This is a genomic window from Pseudomonas sp. Sample_23 (assembly GCF_004307595.1).
GTDB classification, from domain to species: domain Bacteria; phylum Pseudomonadota; class Gammaproteobacteria; order Pseudomonadales; family Pseudomonadaceae; genus Aquipseudomonas; species Aquipseudomonas atacamensis.
The window spans coordinates 297,118-317,398 of record NZ_RCNX01000083.1; the positions used below are offsets into that span (position 1 = coordinate 297,118).

Below are 20,281 nucleotides of genomic sequence, written 5' to 3' on the forward strand. Positions count from 1 at the left end.
AAACGGTCGTTCTTCAGGGCAGTCATGTCGGCATCCGGAAAAAAAGTGCGGGCATTTTCTCAGAGCGCGAGGCAAAAGGCACGGATGTGGGTCAGCCTTTTGTCTATCGGGTCAATTTGTCGCGCTGGGACACGATTTTCCGCAACACCCTAAAACAACTGTGGGAGCGAGCCTGCTCGCGAAGAGGCCGGCACATCCAACATTGAAGTTGGCTGACAGACCGCTTTCGCGAGCAGGCTCGCTCCCACAGGAGTATTGCGTTTGGCTCAGGCGCCGGGGTTAGACACCCAGGTAATCGAGGATCCCTTCAGCCGCATTGCGCCCTTCAAAGATCGCCGTCACCACCAGGTCGGAACCGCGCACCATGTCGCCACCGGCGAAGATTTTCGGGTTGCTGGTCTGGTGCTTGTACTGACCTTGCTCGGGCGCAACAACGCGGCCCTGGCTGTCGGTCTGGATCTCGAACTGTTCGAACCACGGCGCCGGGCTCGGACGGAAGCCGAAGGCGATGACCACGGCGTCGGCCGGGATGATCTCTTCGGAACCCGGGATCGGCTCGGGGCTACGACGGCCACGGGCGTCCGGCTCGCCGAGACGGGTCTCGACCACCTTCACGCCTTCGACCTTGTCTTCACCGACGATGGCGATCGGCTGGCGGTTGTAGAGGAATTTCACGCCTTCTTCCTTGGCGTTCTTCACCTCTTTGCGCGAGCCGGGCATGTTCGCTTCGTCACGACGATAAGCGCAGGTCACCGACTTGGCGCCCTGACGGATCGAGGTGCGATTGCAGTCCATCGCCGTGTCGCCGCCGCCGAGCACCACAACCTTCTTGCCTTTCATGTCGACGAAATCTTCCGGCGACTTTTCAAAGCCCAGGTTGCGATTGACGTTGGCGATGAGGAAGTCCAGCGCGTCATAAACGCCTGGCAGGTCCTCACCGGCAAAGCCGCCCTTCATGTAGGTGTAGGTCCCCATGCCCATGAACACCGCATCGTACTCGGCGAGCAGTTGTTCCATGGTCACGTCTTTGCCGACTTCGGTGTTGAGACGGAACTCGATGCCCATGCCGGTGAAGACTTCGCGACGATTGCTCAGCACGGTCTTTTCCAGCTTGAACTCGGGGATGCCGAAGGTCAGCAGGCCACCGATTTCCGGGTTCTTGTCGAATACCACCGGGGTCACGCCGCCACGCACCAGCACGTCGGCACAACCAAGACCCGCCGGGCCTGCACCGATGATCGCCACGCGTTTGCCGGTCGGCTTGACCTTGGACATGTCCGGGCGCCAGCCCATGGCGAACGCGGTGTCGGTGATGTACTTCTCGACCGAACCGATGGTCACCGCGCCGAAGCCGTCGTTGAGGGTGCAGGCACCCTCGCACAGACGATCCTGTGGGCACACCCGGCCGCAGACTTCCGGCAGGGTGTTGGTCTGGTGCGACAGCTCGGCGGCCTGAAGGATATTGCCCTCGGCGACCAATTTGAGCCAGTTGGGAATGAAGTTGTGCACCGGGCACTTCCATTCGCAATACGGGTTGCCGCAACCCAGGCAGCGGTGGGCCTGATCGGCCGACTGCTGGGGTTTGAACGGCTCGTAGATTTCAACGAACTCTTTCTTGCGTTGACGCAACAGTTTCTTCTTCGGATCCTTGCGCCCGACATCGATGAACTGGAAGTCGTTATTCAGACGTTCAGCCATTGTTAAAACCTCATCAAACTCTTCAGGCGCATATCACTGCGGGTTGGCACGAGTGCTGGAAAGCAGGGTTTTCAAGCTGGCAGCCTTGGGCTTGACCAACCAGAAACGCCGCAAGTAATCGTCGAGGTTCTCGGCGAGTTCACGACCCCACTCGCTGTCGGTTTCGGCGACGTACTCGTTCAGCACGTTCTGCAGGTGGCTGCGATAGGCTTCCATCGCCTCGCCGCTGATCCGCTGGATCTCCACCAGTTCGTGATTGACCCGGTCAACGAAGGTGTTGTCCTGATCGAGCACGTAGGCGAAACCACCGGTCATGCCAGAGCCGAAGTTGTAACCGGTCTTGCCCAGCACGCAGACGAAACCACCGGTCATGTACTCGCAGCAGTGATCGCCAGTGCCTTCCACAACCGTGTGGGCACCGGAGTTACGCACGGCGAAACGCTCGCCTGCGGTGCCGGCGGCGAACAACTTGCCGCCAGTGGCGCCGTACAGGCAGGTGTTGCCAATGATGGCGCTTTCCTGAGTCTTGTAGACGCTGCCCTTCGGCGGCACGATGACCAGCTTGCCACCGGTCATGCCTTTGCCGACGTAGTCGTTGGCGTCGCCTTCCAGGTACATGTTCAGACCGCCAGCGTTCCACACACCGAAGCTCTGCCCGGCCGTGCCTTTGAAACGGAAGGTGATCGGCGCCTTGGCCATGCCCTGGTTGCCGTGCTTGCGCGCGATTTCGCCGGAGATCCGCGCGCCGATCGAACGGTCGCAGTTGCAGATATCCAGCTCAAACTCAGCACCGCTGAGGTCGTTGATCGCCGACGAGGCCAGCTCGACCATCTTCTCCGCGAGCAGACCTTTGTCGAACGGCGGGTTGCGCTCAACGCCGCAGAACTGCGGTTTGTCCGCCGGGATGTGATCGCTGCCCAACAGCGGCGTCAGGTCCAGGTGATGTTGCTTGGCGGTCTGGCCTTCGAGGATTTCCAGCAGATCAGTGCGACCGATCAGCTCTTCGAGGGAGCGCACACCCAGTTTGGCCAGCCACTCACGGGTTTCTTCGGCGACGTAGGTGAAGAAATTCACCACCATGTCGACGGTGCCGATGTAGTGATCCTTGCGCAGTTTCTCGTTCTGCGTCGCGACGCCAGTGGCGCAGTTGTTCAGATGGCAGATGCGCAGGTATTTGCAGCCCAGTGCGATCATCGGCGCGGTACCGAAGCCGAAGCTCTCGGCGCCAAGGATCGCGGCTTTGATCACGTCGAGGCCGGTTTTCAGGCCACCGTCGGTCTGCACCCGGACTTTGCCGCGCAGGTCGTTGCCGCGCAAAGTCTGGTGGGTTTCAGCCAGGCCGAGCTCCCACGGCGCGCCAGCGTACTTGATCGAGGTCAGCGGCGAAGCACCGGTGCCACCGTCGTAGCCGGAAATGGTGATCAGGTCGGCATAGGCCTTGGCCACACCGGCGGCGATGGTGCCGACGCCCGCTTCTGCTACCAGCTTCACCGAAACCAGCGCCTGCGGGTTGACCTGCTTCAAGTCAAAGATCAACTGCGACAAATCTTCGATCGAATAGATGTCGTGGTGCGGCGGTGGCGAAATCAGGGTCACGCCCGGCACTGCGTAACGCAGCTTGGCGATCAGCCCGTTGACCTTGCCGCCCGGCAGTTGCCCGCCCTCGCCCGGCTTGGCGCCTTGGGCGACCTTGATCTGCAGCACTTCGGCGTTGACCAGGTATTCCGGGGTTACACCGAAACGGCCGGTGGCAACCTGCTTGATTTTCGAACTCTTGATGGTGCCGTAACGCGCCGGATCTTCACCACCTTCGCCGGAGTTGGAACGCGCACCGAGGCGGTTCATGGCTTCGGCCAGGGCTTCGTGAGCTTCCGGCGACAGTGCGCCCAGCGAGATACCGGCGGAGTCGAAGCGCTTGAGCACCGATTCCAGCGGCTCGACTTCACTGATGTCCAGCGGGGTGTCGAGGGTCTTGACCTTGAACAGGTCGCGAATCATCGACACCGGACGGTTGTCCACCAGCGAGGTGTATTCCTTGAACTTGGCGTAGTCGCCCTGCTGCACAGCGGCTTGCAGGGTGTTGACCACGTCCGGGTTGTAGGCGTGATATTCGCCACCGTGGACGAACTTCAGCAGACCGCCCTGCTGGATCGGCTTGCGCGGGCTCCAGGCTTCGACGGCGAGGGCCTTCTGCTCGGCTTCGATGTCGACGAAACGCGCACCCTTGACACGGCTCGGTACGCCACGGAAGCTCAGCTCGCAGACTTCTTCTGACAGGCCGATGGCTTCGAACAGCTGCGCACCGCGGTACGAAGCGATGGTCGAGATACCCATCTTCGACAGGATCTTCAGCAGACCTTTGGTGATGCCTTTGCGGTAGTTCTTGAACACCTCGTAGAGGTCGCCCAGCACTTCACCGGTACGGATCAGGTCGCCCAATACTTCGTAGGCCAGGAACGGATACACCGCCGAGGCGCCGAAACCGATCAGCACGGCGAAGTGATGCGGGTCACGGGCGGTCGCGGTTTCAACGAGGATGTTGGAATCGCAACGCAGGCCCTTCTCGGTCAGGCGGTGGTGCACGGCACCGGTCGCCAGCGAGGCGTGGATCGGCAGCTTGCCCGGGGCGATATGGCGGTCGCTCAGGACGATCTGGGTACGCCCGGCACGCACGGCTTCTTCAGCCTGATCGGCAACGTTGCGGATCGCCGCTTCGAGGCCGAGGCTTTCGTCGTAGTTGAGGTCGATGATCGCCCGTTCGAAACCCGGACGGTCCAGATTCATCAGCGAGCGCCACTTGGCCGGCGAGATCACTGGCGAGCTGAGGATCACGCGCGAGGCGTGTTCCGGCGACTCCTGGAAAATGTTGCGCTCGGCACCGAGGCAGATTTCCAGCGACATCACGATCGCTTCACGCAGCGGGTCGATCGGCGGGTTGGTGACCTGCGCGAACTGCTGGCGGAAATAGTCGTACGGCGTGCGTACACGCTGGGACAGCACAGCCATCGGCGTGTCGTCGCCCATCGAACCCACGGCTTCGTAACCTTGCTCGCCGAGCGGACGCAGCACCTGATCACGCTCCTCGAACGTGACCTGATACATCTTCATGTACTGCTTGAGCTGATCGACGTCGTAGAAAGCCGAACCGTGGTCGTTGTCTTCCATGGTCGCCTGAATGCGCAGGGCATTCTTGCGCAGCCATTGCTTGTACGGATGACGGGATTTCAGACGGTTGTCGATCGCATCGGTATCGAGGATCTGCCCGGTCTCGGTGTCCACAGCGAAGATCTGGCCAGGGCCGACGCGACCCTTGGCGAGCACGTCTTCAGGCTGGTAGTTCCACACGCCGATTTCCGAGGCGAGGGTGATGAAACCGTTCTTGGTGGTGACCCAACGCGCCGGACGCAGACCGTTACGGTCGAGCAGGCACACCGCGTAGCGACCGTCGGTCATTACCACGCCGGCCGGGCCGTCCCACGGCTCCATGTGCATCGAGTTGTACTCGTAGAACGCACGCAGATCCGGGTCCATGGTTTCGACGTTCTGCCACGCTGGCGGAATGATCATGCGCACGCCACGGAACAGGTCGATGCCACCGGTGACCATCAGTTCGAGCATGTTGTCCATGCTCGATGAGTCGGAACCAACACGGTTGACCAGCGGGCCGAGTTCTTCCAGATCCATCAGATCATTGGTGAACTTGGTCCGACGGGCCTGCGCCCAGTTGCGGTTACCGGTGATGGTGTTGATTTCGCCGTTGTGGGCGAGGAAGCGGAACGGCTGCGCCAGCGGCCATTTCGGCAGGGTGTTGGTAGAGAAGCGCTGGTGGAACACGCAGATTGCGGTTTGCAGGCGTTCGTCACTCAGGTCCGGATAGAACGCGGCCAGGTCGGCCGGCATCATCAGGCCTTTATAGATGATGGTCTTGTGCGAAAAGCTGCAGATGTAGTGGTCGGTGTCAGCGGCGTTGGCCACCGACGAACGGCGACGGGCGCTGAACAGCTTCACGGCCATGTCCTGATCGCTCAGGCCTTCGCCGCCGATGTAGACCTGCTCGATCTGCGGCAGGCGTTCAAGGGCGAGGCGGCCGAGGACGCTGGTGTCGATCGGCACTTTGCGCCAGCCGATCAGTTGCAGGCCTTCGGCGAGGATCTCGCGGTTCATGTTCTCGCGAGCGGCTTCGGCCTTGGCCGGATCCTGATTGAAGAACACCATGCCCACGGCATATTGCTTGGGCATATCGACGCCGAAGCTTTCCCGGGCAATGGCTCGCAGGAAGGCGTCGGGTTTTTGAATCAGCAGACCGCAACCGTCACCGGTCTTGCCGTCGGCATTAATCCCACCGCGGTGGGTCATGCAGGTCAGGGCCTCGATGGCCGTTTGCAAAAGGGTATGACTGGGCTCGCCCTGCATATGAGCTATCAGGCCGAAACCGCAGTTATCCTTGAATTCATCTGGTTGGTACAGACCTGCTTTCATAGACACTTTCTCACCAGGCTGCCTCTACTCGAGGCAAATTTCTTTTCAATTCAACCACTTGCGTTCCGCGCCGAACGTACGCCGGCTTAGCGGGGGCAAAAGGGTGGTCATTGTACACAGCGACACAGAGGCTCACAAATTTGACGACGAACTGTCGCAAATTCATGTCGCATTTGTGAAAGGTTTAAAGCGATCTGCTGTGCTAGTCAAAACTTTTTTAATTTTGACCGCAACGACTCAAAGACTACTATGACGCAGACACCACAAGGCACGCGGCCGCAGGGACGGTTGGTGCTTGCTGGCGAACCGCGTTGCACGCCAACGTGTGCGAGGCAAGGCGCGGGATGCTGCCAATGGTTGTTCCCTTGGCAAATCCCGCAACGCAGCCTCGCACACGTTGGCGCGCAACCCGAAGGGACGCGCCCCATTTTTCGCTGGGCAGCGTTGCTCGGAACTTATTTGGAAAAACCAAACTACGTTCCTCGCGCCTTGCCCAGCAAAAAATGGGGCGGCGTCGCGGTCGTCAGCAAGCGCCAACCGTCCCTGGAGGCGGCGCGCACTCGTAGAAATTTTGAGGTGCTTGGAGAGGCGGCCTGGGTAAGGCCGCCGAATCTTCAGCGAGTTGTTGCCAGTTCCTGTTGGACGCTGGCGACAGTGCGAGGCCAAGGTTTACCAGCCTGAACCTTCGCTGGCAAGGCCTTGATGGCAGAAACGGCCGCATCACGATTGGCAAAGTTGCCATAGGTGATCACGTAAAGCGGCTTGCCATTGAGGACTTTCTTGAAATAACGGTACTCGCCGCCCTGCTCCTTGACGAAGTTCTGCGCAGCGGTTTCCGAGCTGGTGCCGAGGATCTGCACTACATAGTTGCTGGTCGGCTGACCGGCGTACCAGCTGCCACCGGCAGCCTTGGCCACGGTAACTGGCTTGTCGGCAGGCTTGGCCGGAGCCGGGGCCGGTTTCGCAGCTGGCGCCGGGGCGGCCGGAGCAGGCTTGGCCGTGGCGACCTGCGTCGGTGCCGGGGTTGGTGCCGGTTTGGCGGCAGGGGTCGGAACTGGTGTCGGCGCGGGACCGGCCGGAACGCCAGCAGGCGGCGCGGAGGTGGTTACGGTCGGCGGGGTATCGCTGGAGCCTTCCAGTGGCACGCCGTCATCGCCTTCGGTGATGCCACCGGCGGCTTCAGCGAGCGGGCCACGCATGACCGGCTGCGAGTTGCCGACCAATGGCAGCGGCATCGGCTGGGTGTTGCCGGCGAATTCGACGGACGGGTTGGCGCCGTTCGCTGCGCCCTGACCCAATGGCAGTTGCGCCTGTTCATTGGCCGGAGCACCGGTGGTCGGTGCCTTGCTGCGACCCGGCATCAGCCAGGCGGCGGCAACCGCGACCACAACGACGGCGGAAATCGCCAATACGTGTTTCTTCGGCATGTTGAACCCCATACTTGGACGCTTGACCGCGGAGCGGCTGGCAATCATGACTTCGATCAGTGCATCGCGAGCGACCTGGTTGATGTTGCCCGGCCAGCCCTCGGAGCTTTCGTGAATATCAGAGATCTGATCTGCGGTGAAAAGTTCGACACCCCGGCCCGCGCCTTCCAGCCGCTGGTCGAGATATTCGCGGGTCTCTTCTTCGGTGTACGGCTGCAATTCGATGACATGGAAACGCTCTTCTTCGAGCTGCAACGCCTCGAGCTGAGCGATCAGCGACGACTCGCCGAACAGGAACACATGCGGACGACCTTCCGGCGTGCCGGCGCCGAGCGCCATCAACGCTTCCAGCGCGGACTCGTCGAGCTGCTCGGCATCGTCCACCAGCAGATAGACTTCCTGCCCGGTCAGACCCAGTTGCACCACCTGCTCGAGAATCGCGCCGACTTCGGCCTGAGCGACATCCAGCGCCTGCGCCACCTGGCGCAGCACGCCCGCCGCATCACCGGCGCCACGGGCGGAAACCACCACGCTCTGCACCGATTGTTTATTGGTGCTGGCCACCAGCGCCTGCCGCAGCAGGGTCTTGCCGCTGCCCTGCGGGCCGGTGACCACCAGCAGCAACTGGCTGTAACGCGCCAGGTGATGCAGTTGACCCAGCACCGGTTTGCGCTGGGCCGGGAAGAATTTGAAGCCCGGCACCCGTGGCGCGAACGGGTCGTGACTTAACTGGAAATGGCCGAGAAACGCCTCGTCGGCATGCAAACTAGTCATCGGAATCGTTTTAACCTTTAAGCTGAGCCAGGGCGCGGTAATCCGCTCCCAGCGTGGCCTGTAGAACCTCTTTCGGATAATCGTCGGTCACTACCGCTTCGCCCATCCGGCGCAGCAGCACCAGGCGCAGACGACCGTCGATCACTTTTTTATCAATTGCCATGTGTTGGAGAAAATCGGCTTCGGTCATTTCTGTCGGCGGGACGACCGGCAAGCCGGCGCGCTGGAACAGACGAATGCCGCGATCACGCTCCTGCTCGCTGATCCAGCCCAGGCGCGCGGACATTTCCAGCGCCATCACCGTGCCCGCCGCCACCGCCTCGCCATGCAGCCAGACACCATAGCCCATGTGGGTTTCGATGGCGTGGCCGAAAGTGTGGCCGAGGTTGAGGGTGGCGCGTACGCCGGTTTCCTTTTCATCGGCGCCGACCACCGCAGCCTTGGCCGCGCAGGAACGCTCGATCGCATAGGTCAGCGCGGTTTGATCCAGCGCCCGCAGGGCGTCGACGTTTTTTTCCAGCCAGGTCAGGAACGGTTCGTCGCAGATCAGACCGTACTTGATGACTTCCGCCAGGCCCGCCGACAACTCGCGCTCCGGCAGGGTTTTCAGCGATGCGGTATCGATCAGCACCACGTTCGGCTGATAGAACGCGCCGACCATGTTCTTGCCCAGCGGATGGTTGATGCCGGTCTTGCCGCCGACCGAGGAATCGACCTGCGACAACAGCGTGGTAGGAATCTGGATAAAATCGACACCGCGCTGATAACAGGCGGCCGCGAAACCGGCCATGTCGCCGATCACCCCGCCGCCCAAGGCGATCACGGTGGTGCGGCGGTCATGACGGGCGGTCAGCAGACCATCGAAAATCAGTTGCAGGGTTTCCCAGTTCTTGAAGGCTTCGCCGTCAGGCAACACCACCGAGATCACCGAGAACTGCGCAAGGCTGCGGGTCAGACGTTCGAGATAGAGCGGCGCGACGGTTTCGTTGGAGATGATTGCCACCTGCCGCCCGTGGATATGCGGCGCCAGCAGTTCCGGCTGATCCAACAGACCTTCGCCAATATGAATCGGGTAGCTGCGCTCGCCTAGATCGACCTTGAGTGTCTGCATGTGTCCCCACAGTGAAGATGGAAGCAGGCATCCTGCCCTGAAATTATTGGTGTTCTGCGGCCTGTAGCGGTATGACGCCGCTCGCCCGGCATCCGCCACACCCTCGGCGGACGCTGACAGGACGCCGAGGATAGCGCATTTCGGACGATGCTTTAACGGGGCGGCAACTGCGCGAGGCGGTCGAGAATGTCGAGCACCACCATGCGTGGCGGCCGCTCGTCGGTTTCCACCACCAGATCGGCAATTTCCCGATAAAGCGGATCACGGATCTCGAGCAGGTCGCGCAGGGTTTTCGCCGGATCGGCGGTACGCAGCAGCGGCCGATTGCGATCGCGGGAGGTGCGGCCGACCTGCTGCTCGACGGAGGCGTGCAGATACACCACGCGCCCGCCTTCATGCAGGGCCTTGCGATTGGCATCACGCATCACTGCGCCGCCGCCGGTCGCCAGCACCACGCCATCGAACGCGCACAGCTCGGCGATCATCGCCTGCTCACGGTCACGAAAGCCGGGCTCGCCTTCCTTGTCGAAGATCCATGGGATATTGGCACCCGTGCGCAGCTCAATTTCCTTGTCGGAATCCTTGAACGGCAGGCGCAGCTCTTTGGCCAGCAATCGGCCGATGGTGCTTTTGCCAGCACCCATCGGTCCTACAAGTATCAAATTTCGCACAGAATCAACGACTCACAGCAATCGCCTGGTTATTCATGATACGCGGAGTGAGAAATACCAGCAGCTCGGATTTTTTCTCCGAAACCACATCACGCCGGAAAAGGCGGCCAAGATACGGCACATCGCCAAGAAATGGCACCTTATCTACGACCTTGCTTTGAGTATTTGAAAAAACACCGCCGATTACGATGGTCTCGCCGTCATTTACCAGCACTTTGGCATTGACCTCGTTTTTCTTGATCGGCGGCACATCCTGCACTTTGTTCAGGTAGTCCGGCTCATCCTTGGTGACCTTGACCTCCATGATGATGCGGTTGTCCGGAGTGATCTGCGGAGTGACTTCCAGCGACAGCGAGGCCTCCTTGAACGACACCGAGGTCGCGCCACTGGAGCTGGCCTCCTGATAGGGAATCTCGGTGCCTTTGAGGATCTTCGCGGTTTCCTTGTCCGAGGTGACCACCTTCGGCTGCGAGACGATTTCGCCGTTGCCGGTCTTTTCCATCGCCGTCAGTTCGAGATCCAGCAGCACGTTGTCGGTGATGAATGCGATGCCGATCCCCGAAGTGTTATTGACCGTGCCCATGTCGACGAACGGCGAGTTGGTGCCGGTGCTGCCCGGCGTACCGATGGTGCTCGACGAACCGTTGACCCCGGAGGCGTTCCAGTTGCCCTTGTTCTGCACCGAACCGCCCCAGCGCACGCCCAGGCTCTTGTCGTAATCGACGTTGGCCTCAACGATGCGCGCCTCGATCATCACCTGGCGTACCGGAATATCCAGCTGCGCGACGATCCGCCGGAGTTCGTCGAGGCGATCCTGGGTCTGGTAGGCAATGATGTTGTTGGTTCGCTCATCGACGGTAATCGAACCGCGCTCGTCGACCTTGGCCTCGGCACTGGTCACCGACTGGAACAGCTTGGCGATGTCCGCCGCCTTGGCGTAATTGACTTGCAGCAGCTCGCGACGCAGGGGCGCCAGCTCGGCGATCTGCTTCTGCGATTCCAGTTCCTGACGCTCGCGAGCGGCAATTTCATCGGCCGGCGCGACCAGCAGCACGTTGCCGATCTTGCGCTTGTCCAGCCCCTTGGTTTTCAGCACCAGATCCAGTGCCTGATCCCACGGCACGTTTTGCAGGCGCAAGGTGATACCGCCCTGCACCGTATCGCTCGCCACCAGATTGAGATTGGTGAAGTCCGCGATCAGTTGCAGCACCGAGCGCACGTCGATGTCCTGAAAATTCAGCGAGAGCTTGTCGCCGACATAGGCCTGACGGTCGGCGTTGCGCTTTTGCAGGTCGTCGATGCTCATCGGCCGAACGCTGACGGTGAGCTTGTTGTCGGTCTGGAACGTGGAATAGTCGAAGGTGCCGCTGGGCTCGACGCTGATCACCGTGCGATCGCCGGTGAGCGCTGCGTTGACGAACTGCACCGGCGTGGCGAAGTCCTTGACGTCCAGACGCACGCGCAGCTTTTCCGGCAATTGCGTGCGGGCGAAGCTGAGGATGATCTTGCCATCGTGCTCCTGGATATCCGGGGCGATGGTCGGATCAGAGAGGTCGATGACTACGTTGCCCTCGCCCTCGGTGCCGCGCTGGAAATCGACGCCGCGAATCGCCCTGCTGCGTTGCGCGGCTGGTCTGGCAGGTGCCGCAGCGGCCGTGGCGGCACGCGGTGCCACGGCAGCCGGGCGCGGCGCAGTCGCGGAAGCGCCCTGACCGACCACCACAAACAGATTATTGCCCTCGACCCGCGTGCTGTAAGGCGCCAATTGCGTCAGGCTGACAATCAGCCGCGTGCGATCCTTGGCTTCGGCCACCGTGGCCGTGCGCGCGTTGCCGCTGCCCAGATCAAGATTCCTGTTGGCCAACTGGCTGGTCACGCCCGGCAGATCCAGTGCAATGCGCGCCGGCGACTCGGTTGTGTAGCCCTTGGGCTGTGGTGGCGGGCCGTCGAACGACAGCTTCAGTTCGACGCGGTCACCCGGCAGCGCGGCAACATCCAGCGCTTTCAGACTGGCCGCCATTACCATCGGTGACACCAGCGCTATCCATAGCGAAAAACCGAGGGTGGAGAAAATCCTGTTCATTGTTCGACTTCCACTATGAGTGCTCTTTCAAAGGAATGGTGCGCGGCCGCTCCAGCCAGGCGCCGGCGCCGTCGGGCACGATCTCGACGACATCGACCTGGGTGGCGCTGATGGCGACGATGCGGCCGTCGTTGCGGCCCAGGTAGTCGCCGACCTTCAGGCGATGCACCCCGCCTGCGCCGCGCAGCAGCGCGAACGAGCCCGAGGCATTGGCGATCGTGCCGACCATTTCGAACTGCTCGATATTGAATCCTTCAAGATATTGCTTGACCCGGTTGGGGTCGGGTTTGACGTTGCGCGAGCCGTGCTTCTGCCCGGCCAGATCGACCCGCGCCTGCCGCGAAAACGGGCTGCGCAGGTTGGCGGCGCTGTAAGTGAATGTGGGGTAAGACCGGAATGTCGGCGTTGGTTCAATCTTGCCCGCCGGGCGCAGGCGCACTTCGTTGAGGTACGCGTCGAGGTCGCTGAAGTCATCGCCGCCACCGCAGCCGCTCAACGCCAGCACCATGGGCAGGACGAAGTAACGAATCGGGGTCATTTCTCCAGCCCCTTGTCGTTATAGCGGTACGTCTTGGCAAGAATACTCATGCGCAGCTTCGTCCCGCCCTCGGGATTGGCCGGCGCCAGTTCGAAATCGTGCAGAGTCACAATCCGTGGCAGGCCGGCGACGCCGCTGACGAAGGTGGCGAGGTCGTGATAGGCGCCGGTCACGGTGATCTGGATCGGCAGTTCGATGTAGAACGGCTGAGTCACTTCCGGCAGCAGTTTGATCTCTTCGAATTCCAGGCCACTGCCCAGACCGGTGCGGGTGATGTCTTCGAGCAGGCCCGGCACTTCGGTGTCGCTGGGCAATTGCCGCAGCAATACGCCAAAGGTGTTTTCCATTTCCTTCATTTGCTGGGTATAGAGCTCAAGGTTCGCCGACAGCCGCGCCTTGCTGGCGAATTGTTCCTTGAGGGTGATTTCTTCTTCGCGCTTGAGGTCGAGCTGATTTTCCATGTCGCTGATGAAGAAGTAATAGCCAAGCGCGAGGATAAACACCATCACCAGCGCACCGCACAGGGTTTTTACCGCCGGGGGCCAGGAGCCGATATTGCTGGTGTCGAGGTCGTTGAAATCGACGTTGCGCAGGCTTTGCAGCCACTCGGAGGCGTTCATTGCTCGTCCTCCACAACCTTGGGCTGGGTCTGACGAACGGTCAGTTGGAAGACATTGGCCTGTTCGACTTGATCAGCGCTGGTGGCCTTGACCTCATTCAGGCTTGGCGCGTCGAACCAGTCGGATGCGTCGAGATTGCGCATCAGCTCGGAGACCCGGTTGTTCGACTCCGCCGCGCCACTGATGGACAAGGTCTTGCCGGCCATTTTCACATCGGTGAAATACACGCCGTCCGGCAGGGTACGCGCCAGTTGGTCGAAGACCCGCCCGCTGATCTGCCGGTTGCCCTGCAGGTCCTGGATGATGCGCATGCGCTCGACCAATTGCTGGCGGCGCGCCTTGAGCTCGCTGATTTGCTTGATGCGTTCGTCGACCACGGCAATCTGTTTACCGATGTAATCGTTGCGCGCCATTTGCCGCTCGATGGCCGCGGTGATGATCTGGTCAGCAATCAGCACCGCGCCGATCGAGCCGGCCAGCACGCCGATCAGGACCAGCAGAAAGCGCTTGCGCCGTTCTTCGCGGCGCTCCTCGCGCCAGGGGAGAAGGTTGATCCGCGCCATCAGTCGAAACTCCTGAGCGCGAGCCCGCAGGCAATCATCAAGGCTGGCGCATCACTGGCCAGCGCCCCAGCATTGACCTTGCTGCCTAGAGCCATGTCGGCGAACGGGTTGGCGACCTGCGTCGGCGTGTCCAGACGCTGTTCGATCAGACGGTCCAGGCCGGGCACCGAAGCGGTGCCGCCCGCCAGCAGGATATGGTCGACCGCGTTGTACTGGCCGGAGGCGAAGAAGAACTGCAGCGAGCGCGAGACTTGCTGCACCAGCGCCTCGCGAAATGGCTGCAGGACCTCGCTGACGTAATCGTCAGGCAGCCCGCCCTGCTTTTTCGCCAGGCCCGCCTGTTCGACCGTGAGGCCGTAGCGGCGCTGGATCTCTTCGGTGAGCTGGCGCCCGCCAAACAATTGCTCGCGGGTATAGATGATCTTGCCGTTGTGCAGGACGCTGAGAGTGGTCATGGTCGCGCCAATGTCGACCACCGCCACGGTCAGGCGCTCCTGTGAGGCCGCCAGATGCGTCGCCAGCAGGCCGAACGAGCGCTCCAGCGCGTAGGCCTCGACATCCACCACCCGCGCGGTCAGGCCGGCGAGCGCCAGCGCCGCTTCACGCACCTCGACGTTTTCCTTGCGACAGGCGGCAAGCAGCACGTTGACCCGTTCCGGGTTGCGCGGCGAGACGCCCTGGACTTCAAAGTCGATGGCGACTTCGTCCAGCGGATAGGGAATGTATTGGTCGGCCTCGATCTTGAGCTGGTTTTCCAGTTCGTCGTCGGACAGCCCGGCGTCCATCTCGATGACCTTGGTGATCACCGCCGAACCCGCCACTGCCACCGCCACGCTCTTGACCCCGGTACGCGCCTTGACCAGCAGGCGGCTCAGTGCCTGGCCAACGCCCTCGAGTTCGGCGATGTTCTTTTCGACCACAGCGTTCGCCGGCAACGGCTCCACCGCGTAGGCCTCGACCCGGTAGCGCTCGCCCTGACGGCTCAGTTCCAGCAGCTTCACCGACGTGGAGCTGATGTCGATCCCCAGTAACGCATTGGTCTTTTTATTGAAGAGTCCCAGCACTACCAATTCCCTATGACTTTCCGTGAGTTACGGACTCTGTAATACGCATTGCGTTCCTTCACCCCCGTCTTGACAGAAGCGCCAATGACGCCTCCGACGGAAAAGTGCTTATAATGCCCAGCGATTTTTTCCGCTTTTTACTGCCCGCGCGGATGGCTCTGTGTGTAACCGCAGCCCCGTGCCAAATTTATTCTTTGCCCTGGATGTCCAAAAGCCTTGATTCGTCTGCTGAAATTTTTCGGTTGGTCCATCGTCGCCGTTTTCTGCGGACTGCTCTTAGGTCTCAGCGGCGCCTTTCTTTACCTTAGTCCGGGTTTGCCGTCTGTGGAGGCGCTGAGAAGCATTCAGTTGCAGATTCCTCTGCGCGTCTACAGCAGCGATAACAAGTTGATCGCAGAATTTGGCGAAATGCGCCGTACGCCGATCCGTTTCGCCGACATTCCGCCCAATTTCATCAATGCGTTACTAAGTGCTGAAGACGACAATTTTGCCAATCACTATGGCGTCGACCCGAGCAGCCTGATGCGTGCGGCAACGCAACTGGTCAAGAGCGGGCACATTCAGTCCGGCGGCAGCACCATCACCATGCAGGTGGCGAAGAATTTCTTCCTCACCAGCGAGCGCAGCTTTTCGCGCAAAACCACAGAAATTCTCCTGGCCCTGCAGATCGAACGACAGCTGACCAAGGACGAGATCCTTGAGCTGTACGTCAACAAGATCTACCTGGGTAACCGCGCCTACGGCATCGAGGCGGCGGCGCAGGTGTATTACGGCAAATCGATCCGTGACATCAGCCTCGCGCAGATGGCGATGATCGCCGGTCTGCCAAAGGCTCCGTCGCGCTTCAACCCGCTGGCCAACCCGGCACGCAGCAAAGAACGCCGCGACTGGATCCTCGGGCGCATGTACAAGCTGGGCAAGATCAGCGAAGCCGACTACACCGCGGCGATCAACGAGCCGCTGAACGCCAGCTACCACGTGCCGACCCCGGAAGTGAACGCACCGTACATCGCCGAAATGGCCCGCGCCGAAATGGTCGGCCGTTATGGCAGCGAGGCCTACACCGAAGGCTTCCGTGTCACCACCACGGTGCCAAGCAATCTGCAGGAAATGGCCAACACCGCACTGCACGAAGGTTTGATGACCTACGATCAGCGCCACGGCTACCGTGGCCCCGAGTCGCGCCTGCCGGGCAAGACCCGCGAAGCCTGGGCCAGCGAACTGACCAAGCAACGCACCATCAGCAGTCTCGAACCTGCCATCGTCACCCAAGTCGACAAAACCGGCCTGCAAGTGCTGACCCGCACCGGTGAAGAGCACGTTGCCTGGGACACGATGAAATGGGCGCGACCGTTCCTCAACACCAACAGCATGGGCGCCAACCCGCGCCAGCCGTCGGATGTCGCGCAGGTCGGTGATCTGATCCGCGTGCAGCGCCAGACCGACAATTCGCTGAAATTCAGCCAGATTCCCCAGGCTCAGGGCGCACTGGTGTCGCTGGATCCGCAGAACGGTGCGATCCGTTCGCTGGTGGGTGGCTTCGCTTTCGAGCAGAGCAACTACAACCGCGCCATGCAGGCCAAGCGTCAGCCGGGCTCGAGCTTCAAGCCATTCGTTTACAGCGCTGCGCTGGATAACGGCTACACCGCTGCCAGTCTGGTCAACGATGCGCCGATCGTGTTCGTCGACGAGTACCTGGACAAGGTCTGGCGACCGAAGAACGACACCAACACTTTCCTCGGCCCGATCCGCCTGCGTGAAGCGCTGTACAAGTCGCGCAACCTGGTGTCGATCCGCCTGTTGCAGGCCATGGGCGTGGGCAAGACCATCGACTACATCACCCGCTTCGGCTTCAACAAGCAGGACCTGCCGCCGAACCTGTCGCTGGCACTCGGCACCGCAACGCTGACGCCGATGGAAATCGCCACTGGCTGGAGCACCTTTGCCAACGGCGGCTACAAGATCACCCCGTACATCATCGACAAGATCGAAAGCCGTAACGGCGACACGCTGTTCGTCGCCAACCCGCCGACCGTGCCACAGGGTGGTGCGGCGACCGACGGTATCGCTGCGCCGGCTACCGAGTCGTTCACGGTCAACGCCACACCAGTTGCCGGTGAAGCGCCCGGCAATCCGGCAATGCCGCAAGCGCCGGCCGTGGCCGAGCGGATTGTCGATGGACGTACCACCTACATCCTCAACAGCATGCTGCAGGACGTAATCAAACTCGGCACCGGCCGGCGTGCACTGGCCATGGGCCGCAGCGACATCGCCGGCAAGACCGGTACCACCAACGAATCGAAAGATGCCTGGTTCTCCGGTTACAACGCTGATTACGTAACCACCGTGTGGACCGGTTTCGACCAGCCGGAAAGCCTCGGACGCCGTGAGTTCGGCGGCACCGTGGCGCTGCCGATCTGGATGAATTACATGTCGGCCGCGCTGAAAGACAAGCCGCCGCATGTGCAGCCTGAGCCAGAAGGTCTGCTCAGCCTGCGGGTGGATCCGGTCAGCGGCCGTGCAGCAACACCGAGCACACCGGGGGCGTACTTCGAACTGTTCAAGGCCGAAGACACGCCGCCGTCGGTGAACGAGCTGGGCAACGGCGCCGTACCAGGCAGCCCGCTGCCGGCGGATGAACAGGCGCCGATCGATTTGTTCTGATCCGGCAGCCATTGAAAAGCCCCGCCTTCGTGAGAAGTGCGGGGCTTTTTATTGCCCGAAGATCAAGAGCCCCTCACCCTAACCCTCTCCCGGAGGGAGAGGGGACTGATCGGGGGATGCTTGGGGAGCTACATCGACCTGAAAGTGTTGTGCCGAATCCATAATCGACACCACTCTCTCAGGTCGATGAAGGGCGTCGAACACCTCGGTCAATCCCCTCTCCCTCTGGGAGAGGGCTAGGGTGAGGGTCCTTGTCGATATGAAATGCGATCCTGAGAACTCCCGAAAACAAAAAAAACCCCGACTCTCGCGAGCCGGGGCTTTTGTTTGAAGCGCTACAACGGCTTAGCCGTTGAACACGTCATCCACGCTTTTCAGCGGGTAGTTCTTCGGATACGGCAGAGTTGCCACACCGGTCTCGATCGCCGCTTTGGCCACGGCGTCGGAGATCAGGGTGATCAGGCGCTTGTCCATTGGTTTCGGAATGATGTACTCACGGCCGAATTCCAGCGGAGCACCGCCGTAGGCATCGCACACGTCCTGTGGAACAGGCAGTTTGGCCAGTTCGCGCAGGGCGTTGGCGGCGGCGACTTTCATTTCTTCGTTGATGCGCTTGGCGCGAACGTCCAAGGCACCACGGAAGATGAAAGGGAAGCCCAGCACGTTGTTGACCTGGTTCGGGTAGTCCGAACGGCCGGTGGCCATGATCACGTCGCTACGGGTGGCGTGCGCCAGTTCCGGGGAGATTTCCGGATCCGGGTTGGAGCAGGCGAAGACGATCGGGTTGGCCGCCATCGACAGCAGGCCTTCGGCGCTCAGCAGGTTCGGACCGGACAGACCGACGAATACGTCAGCGCCTGCCAGTGCGTCTGCCAGGGTGCGCTTCTCGGTAGCGTGGGCGAACACGGCTTTGTACTGGTTCAGGTCGTCACGGCCGGAGTGGATCACGCCGGTACGGTCAACCATGAAGATGTTTTCGATGCGAGCGCCCATGCTCACCAGCAGTTTCATGCAGGAGATGGCGGCAGCACCGGCGCCGAGGCAGACAATCTTCGCTTCCGGCAGGGTTTTGCCAGCGATTTCCAGGGCGTTGATCATACCGGCAGCGGTCACGATCGCGGTGCCGTGCTGGTCATCGTGGAACACCGGAATATCGCACTGCTCGATCAGAGCGCGTTCGATCTCAAAGCACTCAGGCGCCTTGATGTCTTCCAGGTTGATGCCACCGAAGGTGATGGAGATGCGCTTGACGGTGTCGATGAAGGCTTGCGGGCTTTCCGAGTCGACTTCGATGTCGAATACGTCGATGCCGGCGAAACGCTTGAACAGTACGCCCTTGCCTTCCATTACAGGCTTGGAAGCCAGTGGGCCGAGGTTGCCCAGGCCGAGAATCGCGGTGCCGTCGGAAATGACTGCCACCAGGTTGCCCTTGCCGGTGTATTTGTAGGCCAGTTCAGGATCGCGAGCGATCTCGCGTACTGGTTCAGCTACGCCGGGGCTGTAGGCCAGCGACAGGTCGCGGGCGGTAGCAGTGGCCTTGGTGAGCTCGACACTCAGCTTCCCCGGACGAGGATTGGCGTGGTATTCGAGAGCGGCAGTTTTCAGATCAGACATTTTGGCATTCCGCTTTTTTACTGTTGGACAGACTGGTCAGCGAGGATACGCGCCTCGCAAAGTCCCCACAAGACTGGGCAGTCACCGCTGTCAAGCGCCCTGCCCTACGACTTTGGGCCAAGAGCCACGGCGTACAAGGGCTGGACTGTTCACAATCAATCAGAAAAATGTCTACAATTTTTCTTCAGCGCGGTACGTGCAGCATCGAAGGATCGGTCAACGGCAGCAACCAGCGCGCCTGACCTTTTTGCAGACCACCGCGCCGGGATCGGTCAACCACCCAGCCACGCGCCTCGATCTGCCTGCCTTTCAATGCTTGCAAACCAGCACTGTCAAATTGTCCGAGCAGATTGGGTGCAACCCGCAATACAAGCGTGTCTTGCAACTCGATCCAGATTCCGCCGCGATTGCGCAGCACCTTGCTCACCCGACCGCTGACTACGGCAAAGCCCGAACGCTGGATCTGCTGCGCTTTCTGCACCGGCGATTGCCGCCAGAGACCAAGTCCAGCCTGTCGCGCGCTGCGTTCGGCGGCCTGTTGGCAGGCGATCAGATCGACGTTCGGCGCCACCGCAACGTGAAAACCAAGACCATCAGCAAGCATCTGCGCTTCGAGATTGACTCCGCTGACGCTGTAAACATGCGCCAGCGTACGGCCGTAATGGTCTTTCGCCTGCTTGCCGGGTCGCAGACCGACCCGGCCGCCGCTGTCATCGACCAGCGCTTGCAGGCGTTTGCGCGCTGCCACGGCGAAGGGTTCGTCGCTGCGGCCCTGCTTGCCCAGCTCCGGCGTATTGAGGCCGATCATGCGCACATTGCGCCCGTCGCTCAGGCGCAGGGTGTCGCCATCGACCACCCGCTGCACGGAAACGCTGGCCAGACCTGCGGGTGCCGGACAAAAGGCCTGGGCGGCGGACAGCCAAATCGCAGACACAAAAAAGGCGCCCGCAAGGGACGCCTTTTTCATCAGTCTGG

The 20,281-nt window shown here is 61.2% G+C and carries 14 protein-coding genes; 2 read left to right on the forward strand and 12 right to left on the reverse strand.

Going from position 1 to position 20,281, the window contains the following annotated elements; translation table 11 throughout:
- On the forward strand, positions 1–206 hold a 206-nt coding region (locus D8U82_RS28300), incomplete at its 5' end, for a hypothetical protein (protein ID WP_206663336.1).
- A 73-nt stretch (positions 207–279) separates the two neighbouring features.
- Here the strand turns inward: D8U82_RS28300 and D8U82_RS21335 are convergent.
- The 10 genes from D8U82_RS21335 to D8U82_RS21390 all read right to left on the reverse strand — a co-directional run bounded on the left by D8U82_RS21335 (position 280) and on the right by D8U82_RS21390 (position 15,028).
- Positions 280–1,698 carry an FAD-dependent oxidoreductase gene (locus D8U82_RS21335; protein WP_007909438.1) on the reverse strand — a complete coding sequence of 473 codons (1,419 nt, stop codon included), beginning with the start codon at positions 1,696–1,698 and terminating at the stop codon, positions 280–282.
- A gap of 33 nt (positions 1,699–1,731) precedes the next feature.
- Positions 1,732–6,177 carry a glutamate synthase large subunit gene (gene gltB / locus D8U82_RS21340; RefSeq protein ID WP_130902917.1) on the reverse strand — a complete coding sequence of 1,482 codons (4,446 nt, stop codon included), beginning with the start codon at positions 6,175–6,177 and terminating at the stop codon, positions 1,732–1,734.
- Between the two features lie 614 nt (positions 6,178–6,791).
- Positions 6,792–8,378, reverse strand: a complete 1,587-nt coding sequence (locus D8U82_RS21355) for an AAA family ATPase (protein WP_130902918.1) — start codon at positions 8,376–8,378, stop codon at positions 6,792–6,794.
- A gap of 10 nt (positions 8,379–8,388) precedes the next feature.
- Positions 8,389–9,489 carry a 3-dehydroquinate synthase gene (aroB, locus tag D8U82_RS21360; protein ID WP_123444013.1) on the reverse strand — a complete coding sequence of 367 codons (1,101 nt, stop codon included), beginning with the start codon at positions 9,487–9,489 and terminating at the stop codon, positions 8,389–8,391.
- 152 nt (positions 9,490–9,641) lie between these two features.
- Complete coding sequence (gene aroK, locus D8U82_RS21365) at positions 9,642–10,160, reverse strand: shikimate kinase AroK (RefSeq protein WP_024011270.1); 519 nt, start codon at positions 10,158–10,160, stop codon at positions 9,642–9,644.
- Positions 10,161–10,164: 4 nt separating this feature from the next.
- Positions 10,165–12,243, reverse strand: a complete 2,079-nt coding sequence (gene pilQ, locus D8U82_RS21370) for a type IV pilus secretin PilQ (protein WP_122611068.1) — start codon at positions 12,241–12,243, stop codon at positions 10,165–10,167.
- A 13-nt stretch (positions 12,244–12,256) separates the two neighbouring features.
- Positions 12,257–12,781 carry a pilus assembly protein PilP gene (locus D8U82_RS21375; RefSeq protein WP_016772049.1) on the reverse strand — a complete coding sequence of 175 codons (525 nt, stop codon included), beginning with the start codon at positions 12,779–12,781 and terminating at the stop codon, positions 12,257–12,259.
- Entirely contained in the window at positions 12,778–13,401 is a 624-nt protein-coding gene (pilO, locus tag D8U82_RS21380) for a type 4a pilus biogenesis protein PilO (RefSeq protein ID WP_130902919.1), read from the reverse strand. Before pilO ends, D8U82_RS21375 begins: the two co-directional genes overlap by 4 nt.
- Positions 13,398–13,964 carry a PilN domain-containing protein gene (locus D8U82_RS21385; protein ID WP_056787334.1) on the reverse strand — a complete coding sequence of 189 codons (567 nt, stop codon included), beginning with the start codon at positions 13,962–13,964 and terminating at the stop codon, positions 13,398–13,400. Before D8U82_RS21385 ends, pilO begins: the two co-directional genes overlap by 4 nt.
- The gene (locus D8U82_RS21390; protein ID WP_024011266.1) at positions 13,964–15,028 is read right to left on the reverse strand and encodes a pilus assembly protein PilM; all 1,065 of its coding nucleotides are present in this window, start codon (positions 15,026–15,028) and stop codon (positions 13,964–13,966) included. The genes D8U82_RS21385 and D8U82_RS21390 overlap by 1 nt, the downstream gene beginning before the upstream one ends.
- 216 nt (positions 15,029–15,244) lie before the next feature.
- Between D8U82_RS21390 and D8U82_RS21395 the strand changes: the two genes are divergently transcribed.
- A complete protein-coding gene (locus D8U82_RS21395; protein ID WP_130902920.1) occupies positions 15,245–17,692 on the forward strand; it encodes a penicillin-binding protein 1A in 2,448 nt (815 codons plus the stop codon).
- A 345-nt stretch (positions 17,693–18,037) separates the two neighbouring features.
- On the opposite strand, the gene D8U82_RS21400 is transcribed toward D8U82_RS21395, so the two are convergent.
- Positions 18,038–19,306: a malic enzyme-like NAD(P)-binding protein gene (locus tag D8U82_RS21400; protein WP_016772053.1), complete on the reverse strand. Its 1,269-nt coding sequence runs from the start codon at positions 19,304–19,306 to the stop codon at positions 18,038–18,040.
- Between the two features lie 184 nt (positions 19,307–19,490).
- Positions 19,491–20,273: a thermonuclease family protein gene (locus tag D8U82_RS21405; protein WP_130902986.1), complete on the reverse strand. Its 783-nt coding sequence runs from the start codon at positions 20,271–20,273 to the stop codon at positions 19,491–19,493.
- Positions 20,274–20,281 lie beyond the last annotated feature (8 nt).

Bases quoted from the DNA above. Each gene is read 5' to 3' on its own strand.
- pilQ (WP_122611068.1), bottom strand. From the start codon at position 12,243: ATGAACAGGATTTTCTCCACCCTCGGTTTTTCGCTATGGATAGCGCTG.
- aroB (WP_123444013.1), bottom strand. From the start codon at position 9,489: ATGCAGACACTCAAGGTCGATCTAGGCGAGCGCAGCTACCCGATTCAT.
- D8U82_RS21375 (WP_016772049.1), bottom strand. From the start codon at position 12,781: ATGACCCCGATTCGTTACTTCGTCCTGCCCATGGTGCTGGCGTTGAGC.
- D8U82_RS21335 (WP_007909438.1), bottom strand. From the start codon at position 1,698: ATGGCTGAACGTCTGAATAACGACTTCCAGTTCATCGATGTCGGGCGC.
- D8U82_RS21405 (WP_130902986.1), bottom strand. From the start codon at position 20,273: ATGAAAAAGGCGTCCCTTGCGGGCGCCTTTTTTGTGTCTGCGATTTGG.
- D8U82_RS21400 (WP_016772053.1), bottom strand. From the start codon at position 19,306: ATGTCTGATCTGAAAACTGCCGCTCTCGAATACCACGCCAATCCTCGT.
- D8U82_RS21385 (WP_056787334.1), bottom strand. From the start codon at position 13,964: ATGGCGCGGATCAACCTTCTCCCCTGGCGCGAGGAGCGCCGCGAAGAA.
- gltB (WP_130902917.1), bottom strand. From the start codon at position 6,177: ATGAAAGCAGGTCTGTACCAACCAGATGAATTCAAGGATAACTGCGGT.
- D8U82_RS21355 (WP_130902918.1), bottom strand. From the start codon at position 8,378: ATGACTAGTTTGCATGCCGACGAGGCGTTTCTCGGCCATTTCCAGTTA.
- pilO (WP_130902919.1), bottom strand. From the start codon at position 13,401: ATGAACGCCTCCGAGTGGCTGCAAAGCCTGCGCAACGTCGATTTCAAC.